Origin of the sequence: Ekhidna sp. (assembly GCF_965221965.1) — a bacterium.
Lineage (GTDB): Bacteria > Bacteroidota > Bacteroidia > Cytophagales > Cyclobacteriaceae > Ekhidna.
In genome coordinates, this window is record NZ_OZ244926.1 from 1,457,647 (window position 1) to 1,481,426 (window position 23,780).

Consider the following 23,780-nt stretch of genomic DNA (forward strand, 5'->3'; position numbering starts at 1 on the left):
GTAAAACGGAAAAACACACTTAATTTGATAAAAAATACGAATATGAGTTTCTGGTTATACATAGCGTTGTTCGCAGCGGCAGTAGCTGTGTACGCAATGGTGGATATTTTGATGACGCAAATTTCTTACAATAAAAAGATGGTATGGTTTGCTGTGATCGTTCTCCTGCCCATTATAGGTCCGATGATCTATCTTTTTAAGAAAAAATCAATTGCAGGGAAGGTTAGTTAGCAGGAAGTGAGAGTGTGAATGTACTTCCCTTGCCTTCTTCACTTTTAAATGAAATGTCCCCTCTCAACAGGTCTGCATACTTTTTTACAATATTAAGTCCAAGTCCGGTTCCCTGAATATTGGTTGCATTTCCTGCACGAAAGAATCGATCAAACATTTTTTTCTGCTCTGCCGTCGGTATACCAATTCCATGATCCACAACATGGATTTTGAGTGCGTTATCGTTTTCTATGACTATTTCTATCCGGTCACCTTCGGAAGAATATTTACTGGCATTAGAAATTAAGTTGAAGAGTATATTTTTCAATATATGCTCATCTGTATATAGAACAGGTGCTTTCCCCGATATGACTATTTCCTGACCAACCTTTATGCTTTGCCCCATTTCTTCGCCAACTTCTTGTATCAGCGCATTAACATCGGTTTCACTGAACTGGACCTTTTGAACCCCGCTTTCAAGCTTTTCAAGGGAAAGAAAGTCATTGAGAATATTGGTTAAATTCTGAACGCTTTTTTGAATGCGATTGACATGCTTTTCACGTGCTTCCTGTTGCTCAGACTCAGTATACTTGGCGATCAGATTAGCTGAAGATAATACGGTGGTAAGCGGAGTTCTGAATTCATGGCTGGCCATAGACACAAAGCGCGACTTTAGTTCGCCCAATTCCTTTTCTTTCTCTAGTGACTTCAAGATTTCCTGCTCTGCCTTTTTTAAATCTTCCACACTATCTTTCAGTGCCTCTTCAGCTAGCTTTCGCTCCTGGATTTGGCTCTGAAGCCCGAGATTCATATGCTCCAGTTCACTGGTCCGGTCTTTTACCTTCTTCTCTAGTTCAGAGGTATATTCTTCAAGTTTTTGCCTTTGTTCTTCAAGTTCCTTCTCCTGTTCCTTTCTTACCGAGATATCTGTTATAAAAGCAATCACTAGCGTTTCTCCCTTATGCTTCATATTGCTAAGACTGATTTCAAGTGGAAAAGTACTTCCATCCTTCCTGAGTCCATTCAAATCTCGACCTACTCCCATACGGCGTGGAGTTGGTTTGTCAATATATTCTTTGCGATATGTCTCGTGTCGTTTTTTTGATTTTTGAGGAATAAGCTTTTCAACCTTTTCACCTATCAGTTCTGCTTCTTCATAACCAAACATCTCACCTGATCGGGGATTGATCATAATCACTTCGCCTTGGCTATTAAAAAGCATAATTCCTTCCCCAGAGCTTCTAAACAACTTTTCGAGTATCCCTAAATCTTCTTTTGATACGGATTCCTTATCTCCTGATTTCATCTCATTAAAACTTCACAGTAAACCTAATACGCCTAAATGATAAAATTCAATTACTGGCTTGATGAATGTCAACTTTTGTAGGAATCGAGGCACCTAGTTTTGAATCTTAAATGAACTGTGCGTGATCTCGAGTATATTAATCCCTACTGACTTTTCCCCTGCGTCCTGGAATGCGGCCCAGGTAGGATTGGAGCTGTCAAAGCTAAACGGAGATGCCACCATCTCTTTTTTGCATATCTATCCGCTTTCCTCAAAATACGCCCATAAAAACGGGTCTAAAGTCAATGATAGTCATTTGGAAGAAGTAAAGCAGCGGATGAATCAACTGTCGCATGATATATCTGACCTCTCTGACGATCGAATTAAAAATGTGGTCCTTTCAGGAAATGTTGAAGAAACTATGCTTCAGTTCATTAAAGACCATAAATTTGATTTAGTGATTGTGGGGATTAATAGTAACGGTCAAAATAACGATATTGGTAGCCATACCATCAGGGTGATCAAAGAGAGTGGTGTGCCGGTGATGATCGTTCCAAATCGGTCTATGCATGGAGCTATTGCAAGCTGAGGAGCTTAAGTGTCACCACTGCGGTGACCCTTGTGATGAATCCATAGAAGCGGATAGTCATCATTTTTGCTGCTATGGTTGCAGGGCAGTCTATGAGCTATTGGATCAGAGCAATCTGAATCAATACTATTCTGAAACCTCTAAAGAAAACAAGTCGCTATCTGAACTCAAGGCTGAACGAAAGTATGCTTTTCTTGATAATGACGACATTCAAAAACAGCTGCTTCGCTTCAAAAGCGAAGATCTTTCAGTAGTCAGGTGGTTTTTGCCTGGTATTCATTGCAGCTCCTGCATCTACCTGTTGGAGCATTTACCTAAGCTGGAGAAAGCTGTGATCCGTTCGGAAGTCAATTTTGTTAAACGAGAGGTAACAATCACATTCAACCATCATCAGAAGTCTTTAAAGGAATTAGCGGTTTTACTTTCACAGTTGGGCTATGCTCCCGGTATATCGCTGAGTAGTCTGGATAAGACTAAAAATCAGGTGACTAAAACGAATATTGGAGCAAAGGTAGCTGTGGCAGGTTTCTGTTTTGGTAATGCCATGTTGATGAGTATGCCGGAGTATTTAGATAGTAACTTCCTTTTGACAGAAGATTTCAAAACAGTCTTCAACTGGATCAATTTTGCGCTGGCTTTCCCTATCGTTTTATACTCTGCCGCCGATTATTTCAAAAAGGCATGGAAGGGCATCCGTTATGGCAATCTAAATATTGATGTCCCAATTGCTTTGGGTATTCTGACACTTTTTGGAAGGAGCTCATATGAGATCATTTCCGGAACAGGTATGGGGTATGTTGATTCCCTGGCAGGTCTGGTTTTCTTTCTGCTCATTGGGAAGTGGTATCAGGGAAAAACCTATCAGGCACTTTCATTTGATCGGGATTTCACTTCCTACTTCCCAGTATCAGTCACCTGTCGTGTAGATGGAAAAGAAATCCAAAGACCATTAAAAGAGCTCAAAAAAGGAGACATAGTAGTCATTCACAACGATGAGCTGATACCGGCTGATGGCATTGTGGTATCAGGGAAGGGAAATATCGACTATAGCTTTGTTACAGGTGAATCAAAACCCGAACGCAGGACAGAAGGGCAGCAGGTGTACGCCGGAGGCAGGCAGAAGGGAACAGAGTTAGCGGTTTCTTTGACTCAGACGGTAGATAATAGTGAATTGACCAGCCTATGGAACACTGACTCTTTCAGAAAACAGGAAAGGGCAGACCTTCATACCTGGGTAGATAAAATAAGTAAATATTTCACATTGACGATTATTTTATTGGCAATTGTGACTGGTGTTTACTGGTGGTATAATGATCCATCCCTCGTTTGGAATTCAGTAACCGCAGTACTCATTGTGGCATGTCCGTGTGCGCTCGCGCTTGTGCTTCCTTTTGCTTATGGTCATGCCATGAGAAAGTTCGGAAAGAACGGTCTCTATCTCAAAAATGCTGAGGTGATTGAATCCCTTGCCAAAGTAGACACCATCATCTTTGACAAGACCGGTACGCTGACAACCACTGATTCTGGAATGGACTATCAGGGCGATGATCTGGATAAAAATGATGTGGCGCTATTAAGGTCAGCACTTGGTAATTCTGCCCATCCACTGAGTCGAATCATCCACCATGAACTACCTGCTGAAGGGAAGTATCCTATCACCTCATTTAATGAAGAAACAGGTAAAGGCTTCACTGCTGAAGTGAATGGGGTCGAAATTAAAGTAGGCTCGGCCTCTTTCCTTAGTACCGTTTCCAATCAAAAGATCAATGAATCCCAGGTTTTTGTAAGCATTGGTGATAAAAAGGGATGTTTCATAATCAAATCAAGCTATCGAAATGGTGTGTTTCCTATGCTGGAAAAATTAAAATCGAACTTTTCTCTTCGATTACTCTCAGGGGATAATGAAGGAGAAAAAGAGCATTTAGCGCCCTATTTTGATGAGACATTATTTAATCAGAAGCCCTTGGATAAGTTGAACTACATCAAAGCATCAAAAGGTAATCTTCTGATGGTGGGAGATGGACTCAATGATGCAGGTGCTTTGAAGGAAGCTTCTGCCGGGATCGCGATTGCCGAGGATATTCACCAGTTCTCACCGGCATGTGATGCCATCCTCACTTCAGAGAAGGTGACAGGCATTTCCGGGATTCTCAGGTTTTCGAAACGAGTGATTACCATTGTTTTCACGGCTTTTGGGATTTCTTTCCTCTATAACATCGTTGGGCTTTCATTTGCCATGAGTGGACATCTTACTCCTCTCATTTCAGCAATTCTAATGCCGATCAGTTCGGTGACTGTCGTAGGTTTTGTGACCTTGATGGTGGCATGGGTTGGTAAGGATTTTAGGGGGATATATTGACTTCACATACTGATCAAAATCCAGCTCCACAATGACCTAAGTCATTAGAATTAATCCGACTCAAGTCCATTTTTACGCTTAATTAAATAAAAAACAAATGGAACCGCATTATTATAACGTAGATATCAACTGGAATCAGGAGCGCAAAGGAGTTATGTGCTCACCGGAGCTGAATAAAGAAGCGAATAGCTGTATTGAGGTCGCTACACCACCGGAATTTCCAAAAGGAATCCCAGGCATCTGGTCGCCTGAGCATTTGTTTACAGCATCAGTGAGTAGTTGCTTCATGACCACATTTTTGGCTATTGCGGAAAACTCTAAACTGGAATTTGAAAACTTTAGTTGCAACTCCAAGGGAAAGCTTGAACAAGTCGATGGTAAGTTTTTAATGACTGAGATCATACTGGAACCCAAGGTGACCATCTATGATGAAAAGGAGAGAAGCAGAGCAGAACGTGTGTTGGAAAAATCAGAGAGAGCCTGCCTGATATCCAATTCGATCAAGTCCAAAGTGATTATGAAGCCTAAGATTGAGGTTTTGAACCCAGTGACAGCTTAATTAACTTTTCGTCTGACTTCATTTATTAGATGTTTTATTAGAAACTATTATGGAGTTCATAGACTATTATGCGGTTCTTGGAATAGATAAGAAGGCCACAGCCGATGAGGTAAAGAAGGCCTATCGAAAACTGGCCCGGAAGTATCATCCGGACTTGAATCCGAATGATAAAGAGGCCGAGAAAAAATTCAAACAAATAAATGAAGCCAATGCAGTTTTAAGTGATCCGGCCAACCGTAAAAAGTACGATAAGTATGGCAAGGACTGGAAACATGCAGAAGAGTTCGAAAAAGCTAAACAGTCACAGCAACGTCAAAGTAGCCAGCGGTACTCTTCATCACCTTTCGGAGAAGGAGACTATTCGGATTTTTTTGAATCCATGTTTGGCAGTGGTTTTGGAGGAAGAGGTCAGGGTAGGCAAGTCAAATTCAAAGGGGCTGATTATAATGCAGAGTTAAGCCTGGACCTTCGAGATATTTACAAGACACATAAACGCACACTGACGGTAGATGGTAAGAATATTCGTCTGACCATACCTGCTGGTGTCAAAGATGGTCAGGTAATCAAAATCAAGGAGCAAGGAGCTCCGGGAGTGAATGGCGGACCCAGAGGTGACCTTTACATCCGCTTTGCTATTTCAAATACTACTCCATTTAAGTTGGATGGGGATAACCTGCATAAGACCGTTGATATAAGCTTATACCAGGCCTTATTAGGGGACGAGATAACTGTTGACACTTTTGATGCAAAGGTGAAGCTCAAAGTGAAGCCGGAGACCCCAAACGGGTCAAAGGTGAAACTCAAAGGCAAAGGTTTTCCTGTCTATAAAAAGGAAGGTTCTTTTGGAGACCTGTACATCACTTTCAATGTGGTTCTTCCTTCCAATCTTAGCACCAGGGAAAAGGAATTGTTTCAGGAACTGTCAAAACTTAGAACATCATGAACCAGGACGAATTAGTAGCGCTCAAGATTCTCTGCACCCATTATGAAGTGGATATGTCATTCTTCTCCCGTTTGCATGAGTTGGATCTGATAGAGATATATACTGAGAAGCAGGTTGATTATGTACATCGGGACAAAGTCGGAGATATCGAGCGGATGATCCGTCTACACATGGAGCTGGATATCAATCATGAAGGCATAGATACCATATTCAATTTGCTGGACAAAATTGACCGATTAGAATCGGAAGTGACGTCTATGAGAAATAAACTCAGGCGCTATGAAGAAGATTTATAATGCCTGATTAATCGCTTGCTCGAGCATGTGTTTAGGTATCGCACCGGATTGACGCCAAAGCTGTTTTCCGTTTTTGAAGAGAATAAAGGTTGGCACACCCCTCACATTGAATTTATGGGCAGCAGCCTGATTTTTATCAATATCTATTTTGATGATTCTGGCTTTGCCGCCAATCTCATTCTTCAATTCTTCCAACACAGGAGCCATGGTTTTACATGGACCGCACCAGGTTGCATGAAAATCAACAAGCACCGGTTGATCTCCATTTATCAGTTCATTGAATTTTGACATGTCTTATAATAGAAAGAGGTTGCATATCTGATTTTACACAGATATAACAACCTCATAAGTGAAAAAGATCAATCAATATGCACCTCTTTTTTAGGAGGCAACACTTTTTCGGTTTTGGCGATGGTTAATCGCAGAATACCATCGTCATACTTAGCTTTCATGGCTTCCTCATCCACATTATCCGGTAAAGTAAAGGCTTTGGTGAAAGAACGAGTGCTAAACTCTCGTCGAGTGTAGTTCTTCGTTTTTTCTTCCTCTTCTTTTTCTGTCTTTCCGGTAACGGTAAGTACACCATTTTCAATGCTCACCTGGAAATCTTGTTTCCTCATACCCGGAGCAGCTACTTCAATTTCGTAGTTTTCATCATTTTCTACGACGTTGATAGCCGGAGTCCAGTCCTTTGCAAATCGCGCTTGAAGCCAATCGTCATCAAAAAAATCGGTGAGATTGGTAAGCATCGGAAAATCTCGCTTGATCAGTGACATGACTTTACAATTTAGCGTTCTACATTTATTTAATAGTGCTAATCTCAGGTTGGTTTTTGATCTTTACAATGAGATAGTTCAGAGTCGGAAATGACCTTAATCATCGACAACTAAACATGATCAAAGAGCGTGTGCAATTCCATGTAATCTGGAGTGGTTACGTTCCATCCTCGCTCAGCTATTTTTTTGTGTAGTGCATCGGATTCTTCCCTTTCACCATGTATAAGAAAGGTCATCTTAGGCCCATCAGGTAAATGACCAGACCAGTCCAGCAGCTCCTGCTGATCGGCATGAGCGGAAAGTCCATGCATATTCAGGACTTTGGCCTTTACAGGAACTTCCTCACCAAAAATCTTTACGGATGAACTTCCATCGACCAGATCTCTGCCTCGGCTCCCGACTGCCTGGAAGCCCGTAAACATGATGATGTCCTGCTCATTAGGAAGCCGATGATACAGGTGATGCAATATCCGCCCGCCTGTTGCCATTCCACTTGCTGAAATGATGATGGCTCTATCCTTAATGGTGTTTAGTACACGAGACTGGCTTTGCTCAGTCACATAGTGCACGAAGGGGGCATCAAAAATGTGATGGCCAAAATCACTATCCGGTTTGAGTCTATGGTAGCGTGAATACAGTTTGTAAAGTCGGGTAACACTAATGGCCATTGGACTGTCTAAATAAATGGGGCGTGATCGAATATTCTGAAAGACCTTCCACAAGTAATAAAGGATCAGTTGAGTACGGCCCAGCGAGAAGGCAGGTATGACAATACACCCACCTCGTCGATCACTTTCTTCGATGATCTTCTTAATCTCCAGCTCCATATCTAAAGGCTCATGGTTTCTGGCACCATAGGTTGATTCCATGAATAGGATATCCGCGTTCTTTGGATACTCCGGTGAGAGGTGAAGCGGGTTATGAAAGGGGCCAAGGTCACCGGAAAATATCATGGTCTTCACCCCCTGACTGGTGTAAACTTTAACTTCCACGCTTGCTGCTCCCAGGATATGACCGGCGTGGAAGAATTTGACTTCTATGTTGCTATTGATCCTAAATGACCGATGAAATGCATGGGTTTTAATAGCAGGAAAAATAGCTTCAGCATCTTTTACAGTATACAGGGGTTTGGCTGGATTGTGTTTACTATAACCTTTTTTGTTGGCAAACTCTGCCTCCTCTTCCTGGAGTTTTGCACTATCCGTCAATAGGATTTCTACCAGATCTTTCGTGGGCTCTGTGCAGTGAACCTCTCCGCCATAGCCGTTTCTGAAAAGGAGGGGGAGATAACCGGAGTGATCAATGTGTGCATGAGTAAGTACCACTGAATCAATGGACGCTGGATCTACCGGGAGTTCATCCCAGTTTCTTAGCCTTAATTCTTTTAGTCCCTGAAAAAGTCCGCAATCTATTAGCAGACTGAAATCATCTACCGTCAGAAGAAACTTGGATCCGGTTACAGAGCCAGCACCACCAAGGAATTTTGCATGTATATCCACGCGCTCAATTTAGCCATTTATGATAGACTAATTCATAATTTTCGATCGCCTGTGAGTCTACCCTGAATCTGTTGGTTTAGATACTAACGGAAAAACCCCAAATAGGTAAAAATTACACCCATTAGTATGGCGGTAATGGTTATTCCTTTTCCTTTTTGCATTTGCAGAAGACCTTTAAACAGATTTGTATAGGGAGGAATCAAGAGTAACAATATTCCTTTGATTAAGGCAATCCAACCAACGATAGTAACGAGCACCCGCCAGTCACTGACCCATAAGTTGTGATAGCTTACCATGGCCATTCCACCCACAATTGCTATGAATCCCCCAAGTAGCGCATAACCCGGGTTTTCCAGGATTTTGCGATATGCCAGAATATAGGTCTCTCTGAAAAGAAAAAGCCCAATTCCTACAGTGAGATAGATGACACCAAGTGTCCGGGCGATAAATATGGATGGTTCCATGATCCTCGATTTATAAAACTAAAATGATCAAAATCGTCCGTTTTAGAAATGATCCTTGTCAGGCATCAATGTGATCTTTCTGACTGTGCCCGAGCAGTTCTTTTTCCATTTCCAATGCTTTTGGGAATAAAATATTGTTCTCCAAATGTATATGCCTGTGCAGGTCTTCCTCAAACTCTCTCAGCATGGCATAACTCACCCGATAGGTGTTGCACGCATGCAATGGAGGTGTGTAGTTATTACTTAGCTCAGCTATTTCCCTAAAACGCTCGCCCTCATTGGCATGTTCATCCTTCATCATTCGGATAGGGTTTTCAGCAGTTCCAAAGTGAGGCACATCTAAAGGCTCTCCTGATGCTTTAGCTTTTGCCATCTTTTTGATGAATGGGAAAAGGATCATTTCTTCTTTTTTCATGTGCTTAGCCAGTTCCCCGGCAGAGGCCTCAAATAAGTCCCGAATCTGGATGAGTTCAGGGTTGTGTTCGCCATGAACAGTAGCGGATTTCTTTAAGTAAGTCTTTATTTCCGGTAATCGCTTTTCTACATACGCATGGTGCTTTTCGATTATATAATCTGCCAGGTCCTCCGGGGACAGTTTTGCGATATAGTCGGTAGACATATCTGATTCGTTTAGCATTTTATTTATGGCTTTTATTACATCCTCTGAATCAATCTTTTTTAAATCACAGGCTTCCTGGATGGTGCGATCACCATTGCAACAGAAGTCAATGTTTCTTTCCTTAAATACAGTGGCTGTTCGGTAGTCTTTGGCTACCAGCTCACCAATTACCTGTTGAGATGATATTGTCATAATGTTTGAAATTAAATGTTAACTCAACTGCAATGCTCATAATAACGGAAGACTAGGGGAATGACAATCATTTCAATGAGGGATGATTATAGTCATGACTTAATGCTCATATTCAATAAGTTGTTATCTGCCTTTATTTTCATTAATTTATACTTTTATAGCGGAAAGCTGATAGATGTTGTTAGAGTGGGCTTGTGTGGATGGCAACCTGACAAAAATCATCTCTGTCCCTAACACCTCTCATCAACCAACCTTTAGCACTCCGCTAATCTTGTCATCGGATTATGAGTGTCATATTTATTCTCATCGCATGTAGCCTTTTACTGGCTGGTAGCTTCCTCGCAGCGTTCTTATGGGCGTCTCGTTCGGGGCAGTTTGAGGATGATTATACACCATCAGTTCGGATCCTCTTTGAGGAGGAAGGGTCTTCGGCCCAATCAAATAGTAAGAGTAGTAATAAACCTAGTGACCAATGTCAGAAAACAACGAAAAAGTAGGTCTGGAGACCTTTCATTATGACAACACCACGGTTCGAAACTTCCTGATAGCTACCACGGTATTCGGGATTATCGGCATGTCGGTGGGCCTTCTTGTTGCATGCCAGTTCGTGTGGCCGGAAGCCAACTTCGGATTACAGTACACCACCTTCGGACGAGTAAGACCACTGCATACCAATGCGGTGATTTTTGCTTTTGTGGGGAACGGAATTTTCGCCGGGGTGTACTATTCCCTTCAGCGATTGTGTAAAGCAAGGATGTATAGCGACCTGCTCAGTAAGATTCACTTCTGGGGCTGGCAGATCATCATCCTGGCAGCAGCAATCACGCTACCTCTTGGAATGACTTCCGGTAAAGAGTATGCTGAATTGGAATGGCCAATCGATATCGCCATCGCATTGATTTGGGTGGTATTTGGCCTCAACATGTTTATGACCATCATCAAACGAAGGGAGCGTCATCTCTATGTCGCCATCTGGTTCTACATTGCCACCTTCGTGACGGTAGCTATGCTTCACATCGTAAACTCATTTGAGTTGCCGATTGACTTCATGAAAAGCTACTCATGGTATGCCGGTGTACAGGATGCATTGGTGCAGTGGTGGTATGGTCACAATGCGGTAGCATTCTTCCTGACCACTCCTTACCTAGGGTTGATGTACTACTTCATCCCTAAAGCTTCAGGCCGTCCGATCTACTCGTATAGACTTTCCATTATTCACTTCTGGGCACTGATATTCATCTACATCTGGGCTGGCCCACACCATTTGTTGTATAATGCTTTGCCGGATTGGGCACAGTCACTTGGGGTAGTTTTCTCGGTAATGTTGATTGCACCATCCTGGGGTGGTATGCTAAATGGGCTTTTGACATTGAGAGGTGCATGGGATAAAGTTCGAGAAGATGCTATTCTGAAATTTATGGTTGTGGCTGTAACGTGTTATGGTATGGCCACCTTCGAAGGACCAATGCTTTCATTGAAGAATGTCAATGCAATTGGCCACTTTACCGATTGGATTGTGGCTCACGTACACGTAGGAGGACTGGGCTGGAACGGATTCTTAACGTTCGCTATGCTTTACTACCTCATTCCAAAACTATACGGAACGAAGCTTCACTCTCAGAAACTTGCGAATGTACACTTCTGGATTGGTACGCTGGGAATTCTGTTCTATGCGATTCCGATGTACTGGGCAGGTTTTACCCAAAGCTTGATGTGGAAACAGTTTAACCCGGATGGAACGCTTGTTTACAGCAACTTCCTTGAGACGGTAACTCAGATCATTCCGATGTATGCGCTGAGAGCATTCGGTGGATTACTCTATCTGAGCGGTGTATTTGTGATGGTATTTAACCTTGTTAAAACTGCACGTTCTGGCAAATTCCAGCCAAGCACGGAAGCACAAGCTGCACCATTGATGAAAGACTACAAGCCAGAGAAGAGTGAGCACTGGCATAGACGAATTTTTGAATGGAAGCCGGTACGAATGCTCGTATGGAGTTTGATCTTGGTTGCCATTGGTGGAGCTATTGAGATCATCCCGACATTCCTGATCCAAAGCAATGTACCTACGATTTCTACGGTTAAACCATATACGCCATTAGAGTTGAACGGACGAGATATCTATGTGAGGGAAGGATGTTACACCTGTCATTCACAGATGATTCGTCCATTCCGATCAGAAGTGATGAGATACGATCCTGCAGATTTGGAGTACTCCAAGGCCGGTGAGTTTGTGTATGATCATCCATTCCAGTGGGGATCCAAGCGAACAGGTCCGGATTTGCACAGAGTAGGAGGTAAGTACCCGGATAGCTGGCACTTCTACCACATGCTTGATCCGACCAGTATGTCTCCAGGTTCAATTATGCCGCCATATCCTTGGCTCTTTGAGCAGGAGTGGGATAAGAAGCGAACTCCGGCCAAGATCAGAGCGATGCAGACCTTGGGTGTTCCTTACCCGGAAGGATTTGATCAGGAAGCAGTGGCAGATGCAGAAGCTCAAGCGGCATTGATTTCCAAAGGACTTGAAATGGAGGGAATAAAGATGAGCAGTGACGCAGAGATTATTGCGTTGATCGCTTACCTGCAGCGACTGGGAACCGATATCAAGAATGTGGAAGGTGTGGCTGAGGCTGATGAATAACCTTAAAGATTAGAAGCAATGCTAAAATTTATAAAACATCATATGGAGACCATCGCGGGGATAGAAATCTATCCCGTGATCTCCTTTGTCATCTTCTTTGTCTTCTTTATTGCACTAACTGTGTATGTATTAAAAGTAGATAAGAAGCTATTCAATGACATTTCAAATATTCCGTTGAACGAAAACGAAACTGACCATGAGCAATCTTAAATACATATTAATGACACTCATTTTTGTGTTACCCGGACTGACTTTCGGTCAGGAAGCGGCTTCACAACAGTCCTTTTTTGAGCAGTACCAGATCGAGATTGTTCTGGGTTTGGCGGTGCTGGTAGCTATTGTAGCCATTATCGCCATGTATACCTTGCTAGTGGCTCTGCGTGTGGTATTGAAGCTGAAGAAAGCAGAGATGGGAATTGTGGAAGAAGAGAAAGAACTGATCCCGGTTAAGGAAGGTGAAGAAGGAGTAGGGTTCTGGAGAAGATTCTGGAATAGATTCAACGATTCAGTACCTGTGGCCAGAGAAGCCGAAGTAGCAACCGATCACGAGTATGATGGGATTCGTGAATTAGATAACCGACTTCCACCGTGGTGGTTATATGGTTTTTATTTCACAATCGCTTTTGCTGTCGTATACATGTTCAGATTCTACTTCCTTGATATGCCAAGACAGGAGGATGAATTTCAGGCTGAGATGCTAAAAGCTAAGCAAGAGGTGCAAGTGTATTTAGCGTCATTAGATAACCTGATTGATGAAAATAATGTCACTCTAATGACTGAAACAGCGGACATAAATGCAGGTAAGGCAATCTATGAGCAAAACTGCTCGGTATGTCATGCAGCAGATGGTGGTGGTGGTGTAGGACCAAACTTTACGGATAAATACTGGCTACATGGCGGTGATATGACAGCTATCTTTTCTACTATAAAATACGGAGTTCCTTCTAAAGGAATGATTTCATGGGAGTCTCAGCTGTCTCCGAAAAAGATGCAACAAGTGGCGAGCTATATCTATATGATGGAAGGTCAAACACCAGCAAATCCTAAAGAGCCTCAAGGTGACCTTTTTGAACGAGCACACGAAGCTGACGTAAGCCCAGATGCTGAAGTAGAACTTGAAGAGGCCGATCCCCAAACAAATCCAGACTATGTAGACGATGAGGCGGCTTTGGAAGAAGGTGAATGTTGTTAACCTGTTTTGGGATAAATAAATGGCTGACGTAAAAGACATATATCAGGAGCAGGAGAGTGCTGAAGAGACCTTCAGAGATCACCTTTCGACGGTAGATAAAGAAGGAAAGCGTGTGTGGGTCTATCCGAAAAAACCAAAAGGAAGATTCACGAATTACCGTACACTCGTAAGCACCATCCTGCTCATCTTTTTGTTTGGTGCTCCATTTGTAAAAGTGGATGGTCAGCCATTTTTGTTATTCGACATTTTAGAACGAAAGTTTGTCATTTTCGGTCAGGTCTTCTGGCCACAGGATTTCTTTCTCTTCGTGATCGGGATGCTAGCGTCTTTAGTTTTTATTATCCTATTTACGGTTGTGTTTGGTCGGATATTTTGTGGATGGATCTGTCCGCAGACCATCTTTATGGAGGGCGTATTCAGAAAGATTGAATATTGGATCGAGGGTGATTACATGGCTCAGAAAAAGTTGGATAAGCTGCCCTGGAACAAAGAAAAGATTACAAAGAAAACCATAAAGCATACGCTTTTCATTCTGGTTAGTGCTCTGATCATGCATACATTCATGGCCTACCTGGTGGGAGTGGATGAGGTGTGGAATATCATAGAACAAGGGCCTGCTGAAAACACTGCAGGGTTCATTGCCATGGTGGTGTTTACCGGACTATTTTATGGGGTATTCAGTCAAATGCGAGAGCAGGTTTGTACCACCATTTGTCCGTATGGACGATTACAGGGTGTGCTTTTAGATAAGCAAAGTGTGGTGGTTGCGTATGATCATCAGCGAGGAGAGGAACGTGGAAAATTCAGAAAGGACGAGGATCGTGATGCTGTGGGCAAAGGTGATTGTATTGATTGTAAGCAATGCGTGTATGTATGTCCAACTGGGATCGATATTCGAAACGGGACGCAACTTGAATGTGTGAATTGCACCGCTTGTATCGACGCATGTGACTCCATCATGGATAGGATTGGTAAGCCCAGGGGGTTGGTCAGATATGCTTCGGAGGAGAATATTGCCGAAAAGAAGCCTTTCAAATTCACTGCAAGAATGAAGGCGTATTCCGGAGTGCTGATTGCACTGGTGGGAGTTTTAGTTACCCTATTGCTCATTCGTTCGGATTTTGAAACAACCATATTGAGAACACCCGGAATCCTCTATCAAGAGCGGGAAGATGGGATGATCACGAACCTATACCAGGTGAAAATGGTGAATAAAACAAATAATGCAATGGACGTTCGTTTTGAACTCATTGAACCAAAAGGACAAATTCAAATGGTTGGTGGCAAAATAGATTTAGCAGAGCAGGGAATAGGGGAAGGAGCGTTCTTTATCATCATGAATCCGGAGGATATTAAAAGCATGAGTACAATGGCAACTGTGGGTGTATATTCCGGAGATGAATTGGTAGAGACTGTTAAAACGAAGTTTCTTGGCCCAACGAACTAGCAATTGAGAATTAAAAATGAATAATGGACAATTGAGATATATTAAACATCGAAATAAATCGAGTTATGTAGTTGGGTTTGAAATGCCACTTAAAACTTCTGACTACTTACTCCTGACTTCTAACTACTTAAAATCATGAACTGGGGAAATAAAATAGTAGTGGCTTTTGTGCTTTTTGCAGCCTTCATTGGCTACATGGTTGTGAAAGCTTTTCAGGAAGACTTTGACCTGGTGGCTGAGGATTACTATGCGAAAGAGATTGCCTACCAACAAAAGCTGAATAAGCTGTCGAATACAGCAGAGGATGAGAAGCAGGTGTTGATGGAGCAAACGTCAGACGCTATTTTGCTAACATTTCCAGATGAGGCAGAAGGTGAGATTCACTTTTATCATCCATCTAGAAAAATGTTTGATCGCAGGTATGAAATTTCACTTGAAAAAGGTCTGAAACAATCGATTGACAAAGCTGAATTGATTGCGGGAAATTACCGAGTGAATATCAGTTGGAAAACGAACGAAACAGACTATTTACAACAATCAAGTATATACGTTAAATGATTGGGGCATTCATCATCGGCTTGTTTGGAAGTCTGCACTGCGTGGGTATGTGCGGTCCGGTGATGATGGCCTTTATGGGACCAAAACAATCTAAGAGTGGTTTTACCAGCTATCACGTAGGACGGATACTTGCTTACGTTATAATTGGAGGGTTGCTGGGTCTTTTGGGTGCTACGGTTGCACTCATGCAATTACAAAAATTTCTTGCCTTCTTTCTGGGCTTTGGGTTGATCCTGCTTTACGGTGTTCCTTCGGTGCGGCACAGACTGGAACGATTCTATTTTGAATCTCAATTTTATCAATTCCTGAAGTCTTTTCTTTCGAGAAACCTTTCTACAAGGAGACGATGGTTTTTAAGTGGCGTGGCGAATGGGTTTTTTCCGTGTGGTCTTACGTATGTAGCAGCAGCAGGAGCAGTGGCTTTAGGAAATCCGCTTGAAGGAGCCGCATTTATGATCCTGTTTGGTTTAGGCACACTACCCGCATTAATCACCTTGTCATTCGCCGGCAATATCTTCTCACAACGGGTAAAAACATTGATACCCCGATCCATTCCCATTATTGCGATCACGTCAGGCTTACTTCTGATAATACGTGGACTCTTAACCACATTTCCACAATTCAATCAACTCGTTCAGGCCAATGCCGCCGGTTTGATTACCGTTTGTGGGCTATAGTTGTGCGGTTGGTGTCATGCTGAGCCTGTCGAAGTATCTGAGGGTAGGGAATGAGGTCCTTCGTTTGAAATTATGATGACATTTAAGCGGCTTAACACTAATAAAATGTCTCCGGCGACTCGCCGGCTGACATAAATCATATTTCATCCTTGCATTCCTCAAACCGTGCCCTTTTCGACGATCATAGCTTTGAGTCAAATTTTGATTCGAATGCAAGACCTGAAAAAGTACAATCAACCTGTTCCACGATATACCAGCTACCCAACCGTTCCTTTCTGGGAGCCTGAAAGCTTTACCATCAAAGCCTATGAAAAAACCTTACAATCCGCCTATTGGGAGAGCAGCAAGGAGGTAAGCATTTACATTCACTTACCATTTTGTGAGAGTCTATGCACCTATTGCGCATGCAACACGCGAATCACCAAAAACCATCAGGTTGAAGGGCCTTACATTGATCACTTATTGAAAGAATGGGAGTTGTATTTGGAAAAACTTCCGGAGAAACCGTTGATTCGAGAAATCCATTTGGGAGGGGGAACGCCCACATTTTTTGCTCCAGAAAATCTCAATCGCTTGCTATCGGGAATCATTGAGAAAGCAAGCCTTTCCAAAGAATTCCAAATGAGTTTTGAAGGGCACCCGGCCAATACGACTTCAAAACATTTGGAAACTTTGCATGAACTTGGTTTCGATCGAGTCAGCTTTGGTATTCAGGATTTTGATCTGGACGTACAGAAACTGATCAATCGCATGCAGTCTTTCGAGCAGGTAAAAGCGATCACTGAGAAGGCACGAGAGATCGGCTATACCTCTGTCAATTATGATGTGGTTTATGGATTACCAGGGCAAACCATTGAGTCTGTTCAAAATACATTGAATCAGATTATTCAACTTAGACCTGAGCGAATCGCCTACTACAGTTATGCGCATGTTCCATCCATGCGTCCGGCACAGAAATCGTATGAACAGCATTTGCCTGATGAGGATAACAAGTGGAGATTTATGCAGCTGGGAAAAGAGGCTTTTACTCAGGCAGGCTATCAAGAGGTGGGCATGGATCATTATGTGCTGCCGGGCGATGAATTGCTTGAAGCACGCAAAAACGGTGAGCTGCACAGAAACTTCATGGGCTACACGCCATTCACAAGCAAACTATTGATTGGTTTGGGTGTGAGTTCGATCAGCGATAGCTGGTCCGGATTTGCTCAAAATGAGAAGAACATTCCAAAGTACTATGAGCAAATAGAAAGGGGAGAGCTACCAATCATAAAAGGCCACATTCACACCAAACAAGACTTGTTTTTCAGAAAGCACATCCTGAATCTGATGTGTGACTTTGAAACGACGTGGCATGAGTCTGAATTCATGGAGCATTGCGTGGCGCTTAATTACAAATTGCTGGATCAATTGCAGGAGGAAGGTCTCATATCGTATAATGAAATTGGAATGAAGGTTTTACCTGCGGGAAGAGAAGTCATTCGGGTGATTTGCACTGCGCTGGATGCAAGGATGAGCAAGGCTGATCGGGAACCTCAGTTTAGCAAGGCAGTCTGATTGCCTTACGACTTTAGCGGTTTCAGAAAGATTAAAAGTTGTATAAGAAAGCCAATGATGATCAAAGCACCGATTTCTAATTTGGTGATGAGATCGCTTGATTGTATCGTTTGATTAGAGCTACTGATCACTCGACTGCCTTCTTCTAATTGAATTTTGAATAATGCATCTAAATCCTGAAAAACAGCCTCGAAGTATTGCTCGCTGTTTGTTGATATGGGAGCCTCTGGGGTTATAGATTCACTGGTAACACTAGTGTTCTCAAACTTTTTCAGTGCTTGTATATTTTTTTGAAGTGATTCGAAGCGAAGAGACTCTCTCTCAGTTAGCTTGGTAGAGGCGAACTTGTCCATAAACATTCCAATGGAATCATTTATTGCCAGGTGAAGCTCTCCTGATTCATCATTGTCTGCACTTTGAAGGACTTCTTTCTTTTGCTGGACATGCCTTGATATTCGATACAGGTAGTTTTTAGCTAAAAGCCTGTCTTCATAAACTGTGGTAAGGTTTTCCTTAACAATTCGAAAGTGATTCTTATCGATCAGATTGGTTGCAATAATTAATAGAAAAACCACTGCAAGGGCAGCACCTGCTCTTATTCTTTGTGCAAAACTGAGTTTCCAACGCATGTATTAATTAATTATACGAACTATGCCATTTGTTCTTAATTCTAACCAATCTATAGGTTGAGTTGAACATCAGAAAGATAAGCAATACAATTATAATGAGGGCGACTTCCAGACGCCTACTGATGCTATTTGAAGCCATAATTTTCCGTGATTCATCCAAGAGACTTTTTCCCTCCTGAATTTGAATGACAGAAAGCCCTTCTAAATCAGTGTGAATCAATTGGTACTGATTATCGAGGTGACGTTGGATTTGAGACCATTGATTTGAGTTTGGATTATAAAGAATTTGATTTTCAAATTCTTTGGCAAGTGCTAAATCCTTTTTCAGTTTTTCCCATAATGAGTTCTCCTCCACGGTAAGTTTTGTTTGCTCATATGCATCAATCAATATGTTTATTTCATGATTTAGTTTCGTAAGCTCTTCATTATTCTGATCATTACTCATGTGCCATTTTTTACCGGCTATTTTTTGTGATAATTCGAAAATGTAATCATTAGCTACAAGTCGATCTTCATAAATTGATGTTACAGTTTCTTCCATGTCCGATAGGTTCTTTTTATGCATGTAACCGATCATGACAATCATTAGCAGAACAGAGAACAGGATCATCGTCTCGTTCCTTTTCTTGTTTAGAATGTATTTCCATCTCATATCTTCGGTATTTATTCAATTACTTTCCCCTTCATTAGAAGCCACTGCTTTAGCTCTTCCTGGTCTTTGGGATTCAGATATTTGAGTCCTTTTTGATATTCCTTTTTAAGTAGCTCGTCGCTGAAACTGATCTTATTAAGTAGCAGTTTACAGTATTCCAGCATGGTCATGGTGTTTTTGATTTTAGCTGTGCTTTTCATTTCTCTTTCTGTTTAGTTCAAAGTCCTTAGTGTTCCCACACTTTCCTTCTGATGTAGAAGTGCTCCACATGTCTTTTAATCCGTTTTACTCTTTTTGTTAATCGTTTAAGGTATCGGTACATGACCACCTCTTGTGCATATACTTTGCTTCCGTAAGAGTGGCTGGCAAACCCTGCTTTATAGTGATCTGAGTACTTCTCTATAGTTGATTGTATGGAGCACTGTTCTTTAAAGAAGTTTGTGAAATCATCCGGATTGAATTTCCTGTCCAGGTGATCCATATGCCGTAAGATCCGACTGATTGTTCTTTTAGAATGATTGTAGGTTGTAATCTGCAGTTCCTTTTCCAGCATATCATGATATTCATGGATTTGATCCAATAGCCCGAAAATGGCTTGTCGGTAGCTGATATCACTGCAAAAGGCTTTAAGGTTTTTATACCTGGAGAGACTCATCATCTCAGCATCCAGATGAATGGATAGGATCAGAATCTTTTTCTCGACCGTATATGGCTCAAAGCCTCTATTTCCATAAAGTTTTATTGAAGCCAATAGGATAAGAATAGATAGGATCGTTAACCGCATAGTATAAATTAACGTCACATATCTTTATAAGTAAGAGGTAATAAATCGTGATTTTTTTATGTGGTAAACCCTGAGTAAACAGATTTAAAGCAACTTTAAAAGTCCTTTTTGATAAACTTATATCTGGCAAACAGATAAGGAACAAAGCACCACAGCACCAAGTCAATCAAGGCAATAACTACTCCAACACTACTTCCAAATACCTTCTGAAAAACTGCACCGGACAAGCCCATGAGAGCCGAAGCTTCGGTTTGCATAATAACCGTGATTCGAGCGGTATCAATTGGATTAAACAATGTAATGATCATTACTGGCCGCTCAATAGGATAGTCCCCATACTGAAACATAAACAACAACAGCAGGCCATCAAAAATGAACGCAAAAAAGGCCCATAGAAAAAGCATTGCCCCCAGGCCCTTGGCCTTATCATGAATGTAAACTCCTACGAAAACAGCTATGGAGGAAAATACCATCGTGAGTAAAATCCCGGTAATAATCAGCAAATAGCTTGATGGGTTATTGTAGAAAATGAGCAAGGGTAGGCCAATTCCAAGCACATAGGCGGTCAGGTGAGAAAAAATAAGACCAAGCAGCTGGCTGTTTAGAATGACTTTACGGTGAATGGGCTGGGAGAGAAGCAGAAGGATAAATTCACGAGAGTTGTAGAAATAGATGCCTGTGAAGACGATTGAAAAAATCGGAACAACGATTAAAGTGACCTGAAGTAGTACCATGTGTGCCTTTTCAGGCTGACCTTCTAAATAGAAAATCCCCCAGCCAACGACAGAAAGAAACAACAGGTAGGCGATTAGTACCTTATTTCTGACTAAATCCGAGATAATAAATTTACTGATCTTAAGCATGAAGGGTTATTTGGTTAGTTCGGCGATGATTTTGTTTAGTCTTTCGTGTGACGTACGTGACCTTAGGTTGGACAAAGAGTCTTGAAAGTTCACTTGCCCATCTAATAAGTACACGACATCCGTCGTGATTTCGTCCAGGTCATTCAGAATATGTGAGGTGATTAAAATTAATTTATTGCTTTTGGTCGACTGGTTGATTTTATCCTTTAAAATCTCATTAGACTGAGGGTCTAAACCCGCAGTTGGCTCATCCAGTATGATGATTTGAGGATCAAAAAGAAAGGCCAATGATGCGCTTACCTTCTGAGCCATTCCACCGGATAGATGACTCAGTTTTTTATTGAGCATAGCGTCGACACCAAATTGATCATATAAATCGAAATCGTATGTCTTACAATCTGAACGAATGGATTTCATCAGGTCAAACAATGACTTCACACGCATTGAGTCAGGAAATCGATTGATCTGTGGCATATAGCCAATGAGCTTCCGATAAGCAGGAGAGGTGCGAATAGCCTGATCGTTGACGGTGATTGTTCCGTGATCCGGATAAACAATTCCCAAAATGCACTTTAGAAGTGTGGTTTTACCTGATCCATTGGGGCCAACCAATGCAATGCATTTTCCCGAATCAAATTCGAGTGTTAAATCATCAATCACTGTTTGCTTTCCGTATTTTTTCGATAGCTGCGAAATCTTTATCATAGGTTGTAGTTATAAGGTCGCATCATTGGTTTTTCATCTATCAATTCTTCAGGGATCATTTGGGGGAATAAGCGCTCTCCCAGGTCAAGAAGCTGTACAAAAAAGCTTTGCAGCATGATCGTGGCTGAAGGTATCTCATGGGTGATTTTAGCATACAGATTAACCGGTCGGTAAGGAATATCCCCGATTCCATCCCGATCCAGATCATAGCCCGAGTAGTTACTCCAATAGTTAGCGCTGTATGAGTTTGTGTTGTATTTGGAATTGGTCACCACATCAAAAGTATTTGCGAGGAAGTTGTTTTCTGAGACTTCATTTTCCAGACAATTTCCTTTCATATCTAAGGCAGTTCCGTTCTTTGTAAATTGATTTTTATTCATTTTCAATCTGCTCGCACCCTCAGCCAAAATACCAATGGTATTTTGAATGAATTTATTGTTGGAAATGGATCCGTCACTTATTTCTTTAAGCAGCAGGCCATAAGATGCTCCACCCCAGTTTCTTTTGAAGATATTATCATCCATATGAATATTTTTAGAGAACATTACGGCAACCCCGGCACCACTATCAGTAAACTCATTGTGATGGTAAACATCCCGATTGGAAAACATGAAATGAAGGCCATATCGTAAGTTTCTATAACTGTTGTTGTGATGGATTTCGCTATCATCCACAAACTCAAAATAAATCCCATCACGGTGTGTAGTCACTTCATTGTAAGCTATTTCCAGATTAGACGCCTTCCAGGCATGGATGGCATTCCCTGCAGAAGCTTCATCTTTCGCATTGCCAATGATTTCATTGTCAATGACTTTATAGTTTTTCGCATAAGCCAGGTACACACCAAAAAAGCAATCGAGAATCCGATTGTTACTGATGGTACCATGAGCAGCTCGGTTGATTTTGATTGCGGCATATTCCTTTAGGTAGCTTGTAGCAACATTCTTCAGGATTAAACCCATAATTTTCACACTGTCAACGGTAATGATAAAAATATCTGCAGCTTCATTTTCTGCATCTATGACAGGCCTGTCATCTCCTAAAATTGTGATTCTTTTGTTGACCAGGATGGAATTTTCAGTATAGGTTCCACTCCGTATCAGGACTGTATCCCCATCCTCACATTTTTTAATAGCCGTTTCAATGGTAACCGATCCTCCCTCAGACACCTCTATAACAGTGGCTTTGGCAGAGAGTATTACAAAACTTAAAGCAATATGAAGTATTCTTATTACCATCTTCATTTGAGTATAGACTGGTTTGCTTGTTGCCATGTTAATAAAGCGAGGCTATCAGTAATCGCTTCTTTCGAAGAAAAAGCAGCCATGTTAGCACCCATAGGACTGTTGTATACACTTGAAATGACGAAATAGGCTGAATCGACATGGATCAATTTTTTCGGTTGGTCATAAGCGATGACCATCATTTTTCGACTTGCAATGGCATTTTCGTTCACATCATTGATCATGCACTCGGCAGCATCGTATTTCCTGATACGACCTTTATCAGTAACAAGCAATGCGCCATATCTTGGATCAGAGATAGACATGCGACAATAGACACAATGGTCTTCTCCAAACTTAATTTTCTCCTCACTCCATGAGCATGTGCAAAACATCAACGCTATCCATAAAAGCTTTAATTGTGTCCTCATGATTTCTTCTTTATTCTTGCTGCCAATAGTGAAAATAAAATGGACACTGAAAGGAAAAGAGTCCCTAGATGAGGATATGACTTGACATAAAAATTCAATAGGTCTTTCTCTCCAAAGAGGGGAGGCATATACACCATGCCAGGGACTTTTATCGGTGCATTGGGGTCCAGGTTGTGCCCATAGTCATACATCCATAAATAGAAATCATAAACCCCAAGTCCGCCAAGAATTGCCATAATCGCAAACCACCCTATGTAACTCCAGGTTTTATTGATAGCAAAAGCAATGACTCCAAGTCCCATCATCCCATAAATAATATAAGGGAAATACTTCAACTCAGGAATTGAATCAGGCTCAATGTACTGCATGCCAATGTAGTGATTGAGAATATTGATGTTTTGGATAATGTTATCCGTGCCATCGTCACCTGAGAATTTATTGATCCAGATATTTAGCCGCAATCCTCCGGGAAACTGAGCAGCTTCCAATGTGATTTGCCACAATGGGAAAAGGAATACGCCAGCCAGTAGAATGACTGACAATATCATTAGCGTTCTTGGTTTAAGTAATTTTTGCATGGACGGTCTCATTCAAAAGATTTTAAAAAAGAGCCTGCCAAACCTGGAAAAT

Annotated in this window: 29 protein-coding genes; 14 read left to right on the plus strand and 15 right to left on the minus strand. The window is 41.7% G+C overall.

The features are described 5' to 3' along the window. Nucleotides 1–42: 42 nt before the first annotated feature. Entirely contained in the window at nt 43–231 is a 189-nt protein-coding gene (locus tag ACOQON_RS07085) for a PLDc N-terminal domain-containing protein (RefSeq protein WP_420578227.1), read from the plus strand. Here ACOQON_RS07085 and ACOQON_RS07090 read toward each other — a convergent pair. Then, nucleotides 224–1,516, minus strand: a complete 1,293-nt coding sequence (locus ACOQON_RS07090) for an ATP-binding protein (RefSeq protein WP_420578228.1) — start codon at nt 1,514–1,516, stop codon at nt 224–226. The two genes, ACOQON_RS07085 and ACOQON_RS07090, sit on opposite strands and share 8 nt — an antisense overlap. A 121-nt stretch (nt 1,517–1,637) precedes the next feature. Here ACOQON_RS07090 and ACOQON_RS07095 point away from each other — a divergent pair, with 121 nt between their 5' ends. The 5 genes from ACOQON_RS07095 (at nt 1,638) to ACOQON_RS07115 (ending at nt 6,241) form a co-directional block, all read left to right on the plus strand. After that, nucleotides 1,638–2,084: a universal stress protein gene (locus ACOQON_RS07095; RefSeq protein WP_420578229.1), complete on the plus strand. Its 447-nt coding sequence runs from the start codon at nt 1,638–1,640 to the stop codon at nt 2,082–2,084. After that, nucleotides 2,065–4,443 carry a heavy metal translocating P-type ATPase gene (locus ACOQON_RS07100; RefSeq protein WP_420578230.1) on the plus strand — a complete coding sequence of 793 codons (2,379 nt, stop codon included), beginning with the start codon at nt 2,065–2,067 and terminating at the stop codon, nt 4,441–4,443. The genes ACOQON_RS07095 and ACOQON_RS07100 overlap by 20 nt, the downstream gene beginning before the upstream one ends. A gap of 97 nt (nt 4,444–4,540) precedes the next feature. Then, complete coding sequence (locus tag ACOQON_RS07105) at nt 4,541–5,002, plus strand: OsmC family protein (RefSeq protein ID WP_420578231.1); 462 nt, start codon at nt 4,541–4,543, stop codon at nt 5,000–5,002. A gap of 49 nt (nt 5,003–5,051) precedes the next feature. After that, nucleotides 5,052–5,945 carry a DnaJ C-terminal domain-containing protein gene (locus ACOQON_RS07110; protein WP_420578232.1) on the plus strand — a complete coding sequence of 298 codons (894 nt, stop codon included), beginning with the start codon at nt 5,052–5,054 and terminating at the stop codon, nt 5,943–5,945. After that, on the plus strand, nt 5,942–6,241 hold the full coding sequence (locus ACOQON_RS07115) for a chaperone modulator CbpM (RefSeq protein ID WP_420578233.1): 300 nt from the start codon (nt 5,942–5,944) through the stop codon (nt 6,239–6,241). Before ACOQON_RS07110 ends, ACOQON_RS07115 begins: the two co-directional genes overlap by 4 nt. On the opposite strand, the gene trxA is transcribed toward ACOQON_RS07115, so the two are convergent. From trxA to ric, 5 genes are all read right to left on the minus strand, one after another. Then, on the minus strand, nt 6,236–6,532 hold the full coding sequence (gene trxA / locus ACOQON_RS07120; RefSeq protein WP_420578234.1) for a thioredoxin: 297 nt from the start codon (nt 6,530–6,532) through the stop codon (nt 6,236–6,238). The two genes, ACOQON_RS07115 and trxA, sit on opposite strands and share 6 nt — an antisense overlap. A gap of 68 nt (nt 6,533–6,600) precedes the next feature. Continuing rightward, the gene (locus tag ACOQON_RS07125) at nt 6,601–7,017 is read right to left on the minus strand and encodes an Hsp20/alpha crystallin family protein (RefSeq protein ID WP_420578235.1); all 417 of its coding nucleotides are present in this window, start codon (nt 7,015–7,017) and stop codon (nt 6,601–6,603) included. Between the two features lie 110 nt (nt 7,018–7,127). Next, nucleotides 7,128–8,516, minus strand: coding sequence for an MBL fold metallo-hydrolase RNA specificity domain-containing protein (locus ACOQON_RS07130; protein ID WP_420578236.1), 1,389 nt, complete (start codon nt 8,514–8,516; stop codon nt 7,128–7,130). An 83-nt stretch (nt 8,517–8,599) separates the two neighbouring features. Next, nucleotides 8,600–8,980 (minus strand): hypothetical protein, encoded by a 381-nt coding sequence (locus tag ACOQON_RS07135; protein WP_420578237.1) that lies wholly within the window; start codon nt 8,978–8,980, stop codon nt 8,600–8,602. A 58-nt stretch (nt 8,981–9,038) separates the two neighbouring features. After that, on the minus strand, nt 9,039–9,791 hold the full coding sequence (ric, locus tag ACOQON_RS07140) for an iron-sulfur cluster repair di-iron protein (RefSeq protein WP_420578238.1): 753 nt from the start codon (nt 9,789–9,791) through the stop codon (nt 9,039–9,041). Nucleotides 9,792–10,075: 284 nt separating this feature from the next. On the opposite strand from ric, the gene ccoS reads away from it, so the two are divergent. The 8 genes from ccoS to hemN all read left to right on the plus strand — a co-directional run bounded on the left by ccoS (nt 10,076) and on the right by hemN (nt 17,863). Continuing rightward, the gene (gene ccoS, locus ACOQON_RS07145; protein WP_420578239.1) at nt 10,076–10,288 is read left to right on the plus strand and encodes a cbb3-type cytochrome oxidase assembly protein CcoS; all 213 of its coding nucleotides are present in this window, start codon (nt 10,076–10,078) and stop codon (nt 10,286–10,288) included. Beyond that, nucleotides 10,264–12,435, plus strand: coding sequence for a cytochrome-c oxidase, cbb3-type subunit I (ccoN, locus tag ACOQON_RS07150; protein ID WP_420578240.1), 2,172 nt, complete (start codon nt 10,264–10,266; stop codon nt 12,433–12,435). Before ccoS ends, ccoN begins: the two co-directional genes overlap by 25 nt. A gap of 18 nt (nt 12,436–12,453) precedes the next feature. Beyond that, nucleotides 12,454–12,645, plus strand: a complete 192-nt coding sequence (locus ACOQON_RS07155) for a CcoQ/FixQ family Cbb3-type cytochrome c oxidase assembly chaperone (protein WP_420578241.1) — start codon at nt 12,454–12,456, stop codon at nt 12,643–12,645. Nucleotides 12,646–12,655: 10 nt separating this feature from the next. Beyond that, a complete protein-coding gene (locus ACOQON_RS07160; protein WP_420578242.1) occupies nt 12,656–13,627 on the plus strand; it encodes a cbb3-type cytochrome c oxidase N-terminal domain-containing protein in 972 nt (323 codons plus the stop codon). 19 nt (nt 13,628–13,646) lie between these two features. Continuing rightward, complete coding sequence (ccoG, locus tag ACOQON_RS07165) at nt 13,647–15,074, plus strand: cytochrome c oxidase accessory protein CcoG (protein ID WP_420578243.1); 1,428 nt, start codon at nt 13,647–13,649, stop codon at nt 15,072–15,074. 135 nt (nt 15,075–15,209) lie between these two features. Next, nucleotides 15,210–15,632: a FixH family protein gene (locus tag ACOQON_RS07170; protein WP_420578244.1), complete on the plus strand. Its 423-nt coding sequence runs from the start codon at nt 15,210–15,212 to the stop codon at nt 15,630–15,632. Beyond that, complete coding sequence (locus ACOQON_RS07175) at nt 15,629–16,309, plus strand: sulfite exporter TauE/SafE family protein (RefSeq protein ID WP_420578245.1); 681 nt, start codon at nt 15,629–15,631, stop codon at nt 16,307–16,309. The genes ACOQON_RS07170 and ACOQON_RS07175 overlap by 4 nt, the downstream gene beginning before the upstream one ends. Before the next feature lie 210 nt (nt 16,310–16,519). Further along, complete coding sequence (gene hemN, locus ACOQON_RS07180; protein ID WP_420578246.1) at nt 16,520–17,863, plus strand: oxygen-independent coproporphyrinogen III oxidase; 1,344 nt, start codon at nt 16,520–16,522, stop codon at nt 17,861–17,863. A gap of 5 nt (nt 17,864–17,868) precedes the next feature. Here the strand turns inward: hemN and ACOQON_RS07185 are convergent, their stop codons facing one another. The 9 genes from ACOQON_RS07185 to ACOQON_RS07225 form a co-directional block, all read right to left on the minus strand. Further along, the gene (locus ACOQON_RS07185) at nt 17,869–18,492 is read right to left on the minus strand and encodes an MCP four helix bundle domain-containing protein (protein WP_420578247.1); all 624 of its coding nucleotides are present in this window, start codon (nt 18,490–18,492) and stop codon (nt 17,869–17,871) included. Nucleotides 18,493–18,499: 7 nt separating this feature from the next. Then, nucleotides 18,500–19,144 (minus strand): MCP four helix bundle domain-containing protein, encoded by a 645-nt coding sequence (locus ACOQON_RS07190; RefSeq protein WP_420578248.1) that lies wholly within the window; start codon nt 19,142–19,144, stop codon nt 18,500–18,502. An 11-nt stretch (nt 19,145–19,155) separates the two neighbouring features. Beyond that, nucleotides 19,156–19,344, minus strand: coding sequence for a hypothetical protein (locus ACOQON_RS07195; protein ID WP_420578249.1), 189 nt, complete (start codon nt 19,342–19,344; stop codon nt 19,156–19,158). Between the two features lie 26 nt (nt 19,345–19,370). Further along, on the minus strand, nt 19,371–19,928 hold the full coding sequence (locus ACOQON_RS07200) for a hypothetical protein (protein ID WP_420578250.1): 558 nt from the start codon (nt 19,926–19,928) through the stop codon (nt 19,371–19,373). Between the two features lie 95 nt (nt 19,929–20,023). After that, the gene (locus ACOQON_RS07205) at nt 20,024–20,791 is read right to left on the minus strand and encodes an ABC transporter permease (RefSeq protein WP_420578251.1); all 768 of its coding nucleotides are present in this window, start codon (nt 20,789–20,791) and stop codon (nt 20,024–20,026) included. Nucleotides 20,792–20,797: 6 nt separating this feature from the next. Beyond that, nucleotides 20,798–21,496 carry an ABC transporter ATP-binding protein gene (locus ACOQON_RS07210; RefSeq protein WP_420578252.1) on the minus strand — a complete coding sequence of 233 codons (699 nt, stop codon included), beginning with the start codon at nt 21,494–21,496 and terminating at the stop codon, nt 20,798–20,800. Continuing rightward, nucleotides 21,493–22,740 carry a nitrous oxide reductase family maturation protein NosD gene (gene nosD / locus ACOQON_RS07215; protein ID WP_420578253.1) on the minus strand — a complete coding sequence of 416 codons (1,248 nt, stop codon included), beginning with the start codon at nt 22,738–22,740 and terminating at the stop codon, nt 21,493–21,495. The genes ACOQON_RS07210 and nosD overlap by 4 nt, the downstream gene beginning before the upstream one ends. Beyond that, the gene (locus ACOQON_RS07220; protein WP_420578254.1) at nt 22,737–23,150 is read right to left on the minus strand and encodes a nitrous oxide reductase accessory protein NosL; all 414 of its coding nucleotides are present in this window, start codon (nt 23,148–23,150) and stop codon (nt 22,737–22,739) included. The genes nosD and ACOQON_RS07220 overlap by 4 nt, the downstream gene beginning before the upstream one ends. After that, nucleotides 23,147–23,728, minus strand: coding sequence for a hypothetical protein (locus tag ACOQON_RS07225; protein ID WP_420578255.1), 582 nt, complete (start codon nt 23,726–23,728; stop codon nt 23,147–23,149). Before ACOQON_RS07225 ends, ACOQON_RS07220 begins: the two co-directional genes overlap by 4 nt. Nucleotides 23,729–23,780 lie beyond the last annotated feature (52 nt).